This is a genomic window from Pseudomonas sp. NFACC05-1 (assembly GCF_900100135.1).
GTDB lineage: Bacteria > Pseudomonadota > Gammaproteobacteria > Pseudomonadales > Pseudomonadaceae > Aquipseudomonas > Aquipseudomonas fluorescens_Q.
Window position 1 is genome coordinate 1 of the sequence record NZ_FMTR01000051.1, and the last position, 3,512, is coordinate 3,512.

Sequence of the window (3,512 nt, forward strand, 5' to 3'; positions counted from 1 at the left end):
ATCGATCAGAACGAGTAACCGATCTGCGCGAGCAGTTGCGGGTTTTCCTGGCGCGTATCGCTCTGCGCTTCGCCGCCGGAGTGACGCCAGGCGACTGTTGCGTCGAAGGAGAGTTGGCCGTATTGAGCGCGCAGGCCCACACCGCCGCCGGAGATGCTGCGGGTGTTTTCCTCATCGGCCCACTCGTTGTGGTTGATGCGCACCTTGCCGGCGTCCCAGAACAGGTAGGGCGTGAGCTTGTCGATTGGGTAACGAAGCTCGATCTGGGTCAGCATGCCTTCGTCGCCCGAACCTTCGCTTTGCGGATAAGCCCGTACGCCATCGATGCCGCCGAGGCTGAAGTCCTCGGAGGAGTCGAGGTTGTCGTTGCTCCACTGGCCGAGGAAACGGGCGAAGAGCGTGAAGTTGGCCGGCAGCGCTTGCAGACGGGCGAGGTCGACGTTAACTTTGCTGAAGTTGCCCTCGGTCTGGGCGGTCTGACGGTCGCCCTCGCGCAGGGCCGAATCCAGTTTCAGGTCACCGTAGGTCAGCGTCGCGCCGCCGTAGGTGATGCCGCCGCCCAATACCGTGTCCCTCACGTCAAATTGCAAACTGATGGGCAGCGTGTTGCTGCTTTTTTCAAAACTGAGGCCCAGCACTTCGTACTTATCCTCGAGCTCCTTGTGCTGGTACTGCCCAGCCAACATGAGGTTCGCCTGGTTGCTGCGCAGGAGCGGGTAGCTCAAGCCGATGCTGCTGACCTCAGCGGTACCGGTGGCCCCCAGGTCGGCGAATTCCGCGCCCAGGTCATAGGCGCTCTGGGCATAACCCACGTTGCCACGCAGGCCAGAGGTGCCCAATGGCATCGAGTAGCCGAGGCTGCCGAAATACAAGTCTTCATCGGTGGCCATCACCGCGGCGCTGAGCCGGTCGCCCAGCATCAGCGGGCTGTTCCAGTCGCCTTGTACCGTCAGGCGATTGCGCCCCGAATAACGATTGCCATGGTTGTCCAGGGTGGCCTTGCCCTCGAAGGCCTCGGTCTTGCTCACTTTGGCATCAAGATCGCCCGTGCCGAGTGCCTCACCTGGCCGGATCACCGGACGAACAGCCACCCCCGGCAAGTCCGAAAGCACCAATATGCTGCGCTCCAGCCGATCACGCTCGATCACGTCGCCCGGTTGCAGGTCACCCAGGAACGGCTGCGCCTGCGCGGCCAGTTTCACATCGTCGTTGGTGGCGGTGACTTTCCCATAACGGCCTTCGATCACCGCGATGGTCAGTTCCCCGTTGGCCATGCGTTGGGCCGGCAAATAGGCACGTGCGAACGGGTAACCCTGCTCACGGTAATAAAGCGTGACCTGCCGGGCCACTTCCCGCAGCTCGTCCAGGTCATGGGCTCGACCGATAGCCGGGGCGACGACACGCTGCAGGCTGGCCTCGTCGATGCGCGTGTTGTCGGTGAAATGGACGGCGTTGAGCTGGACCTTGGCGCCGCCGACTTTTTCCTGCTCCGGTAGCGGTGCTTCCACATCCAGGCGAATGCTTTGCGGCAATTCCTGCTGCGGAATCGGCAGTTCCTGGAGGATACGGCCGGCGTCGGGAATCGGGCGTGCCGGCAGGGTCGCCGCCCAGGCCGGGGAAGTGGACAACAACGCCAGACCAGCCGCGCAGGACATCAGTTTGTTATGCATGGAATCAATCTCGAATAATTCGGGTTGCCTGAGCCCTTGGCCACGTCCGGGGACATGGCCAAGGGTTCCTTCAAATGAAAAGGTGGATGTCAGGGATCAGGGACGCATGGCCAGGCTCGGCAAGCGCACGCCGCCGCGCACGACGAACACGGTCTGCGGCGGGTAGGCCGCACAGGCGCCGCCTTCGGATACACCGCCATCGGCGCAGACGTTCCCGGCCAGTTCCCGCTCGCTGGCGGTGTCCTCGGCCTGGGCAGCCGAATCGCTGTCGCCTTGCGCCAGGGCGTTGCCCGCGCCGTCACCCGCATTCCCGTTGGCACGCGTGCCGCCTTGGTCCACCAGCAACAGACCGCCGTCTTCGACCCCGTAGTCAGACCAATTAACCGGTTTCGGCTGGGCTGGGTTGAGCTCCGGTGCATGAGGCGAACTCACCTCTGCGCCGACGCGTGTCGCATCGGCGACGCTCTGCCGGACGGCGTCATAATCAATCGACGGCGTCACGGTGAGATTGGCGTTGGCCGGACTGCTCACGATCAGGTAACCGAGGTCAGCCAGCCCGCCGATGTTGATCAGGTGCGAACCCGGGCCTTGAGTGCCGACCGAATACAGAGGGTTGCCGAGCATCGGCTTGGTGTCGCCGTTCCACAGGCCGTTGGCGTCATAACCGGCGATACCGCCGCCGTTGAACGTGGTCTGGCCATCGAACACCTTGGTCTGGGTGGTCGCGCCGTTGGTGGACACCACCAGGACGGGCTGCTCGCGGTAAACGGCATGAACGCCCGTGTTGCCCAGGGCCCTGCCGAAATTGCTTTGTTGCTCGTCACTGTTGTAGCGGAAATTGCCGCTGCCACTGCCGACCACATCCACCACACCGGTACTGCCAGCGAGGCTACCGGTGTAGATCACCGCCCGGCCGCCGGCGCCGGTCGACACCGTCACGCCCGCGTCGGCCTTCACGTCACCGCCCGCAGCCACGCCCGCCGAAGCGGATTGACCGGCGTTGAGCACGATCGCATCGGCGGCATTGCTGGTGGTGCTGACGTTCTCGGCCAGGGTGATGTTGCCGGTGGTCGTCACGACCTGGACTTTGCCGGTGTTGCCGATACCGACGATCTGATCCAGCCGGGTACCGTCCAGTGCCGTCTCGGTCAGCCTGCCGACGGTGACGTCGGCCCGATTGACGAAGCTGACATCCTTCGCTCGGCTGGCGATATCGCCGACCCAGTTGCTGGCGTTGCGCAGATCGAAATTCCCGCCCTTGAGCGCCAGGCCATCGGCGGTGATATTGCCGTTGGCATCCTGGGTGGTCTTGCCGCTGATGTTCAGGAACACATTGCCGCTGGTAGCCAGGGCTTCGTTGATCGCCAAGTCACCTTGGGTACCGATGCTGACGTCGCCGGTGTTGTTCACACCAGTGGTGACCTTGACCACGTTGCCGTTGCCATCGGTTTCGGTGAGCGTGCCGACTTTCAGGTTGCCGGTGTTGTTGAAGGCGACCTTGCCCGCGTCACTGGCGATGTCACCCACCACGTTGCCATTGTTGCGCAACTCGAAGTCGCCACCGTTGAGGGCCAGGCCATCGGCGGTAATATTGCCGTTGGCATCCTGGGTGGTCTTGCCGTTGATGTTCAGGAACACGTTGCCGCTGGTAGCCAGCCCTTCGTTGATAGCCAAGTCACCTTGGGTGCCGATGCTGACGTCGCCAGTGTTATTCACCCCGGTGATGACCTTCACCACATTGCCGTTGCCGTCGGTTTCAGTCAGCGTGCCGACCTTCAGGTTACCGGTGTTGTTGAAAGCGACCTTGCCCGCCTCGCTGGCGATGTCACCCACCACGTTGCC

General features: G+C 63.1%; 2 protein-coding genes. Both read right to left on the bottom strand.

All coding sequences use genetic code 11. The features are described 5' to 3' along the window. Positions 1–5: 5 nt before the first annotated feature. Positions 6–1,670, bottom strand: coding sequence for a ShlB/FhaC/HecB family hemolysin secretion/activation protein (locus BLO97_RS30375; RefSeq protein ID WP_218189630.1), 1,665 nt, complete (start codon positions 1,668–1,670; stop codon positions 6–8). A gap of 96 nt (positions 1,671–1,766) precedes the next feature. Then, positions 1,767–3,512, bottom strand: a 1,746-nt coding sequence (locus BLO97_RS31765) for a hypothetical protein (RefSeq protein WP_218189631.1), incomplete at its 5' end; no start/stop codon positions are given.

Bases quoted from the DNA above. Each gene is read 5' to 3' on its own strand.
- BLO97_RS30375 (WP_218189630.1), bottom strand. From the start codon at position 1,670: ATGCATAACAAACTGATGTCCTGCGCGGCTGGTCTGGCGTTGTTGTCC.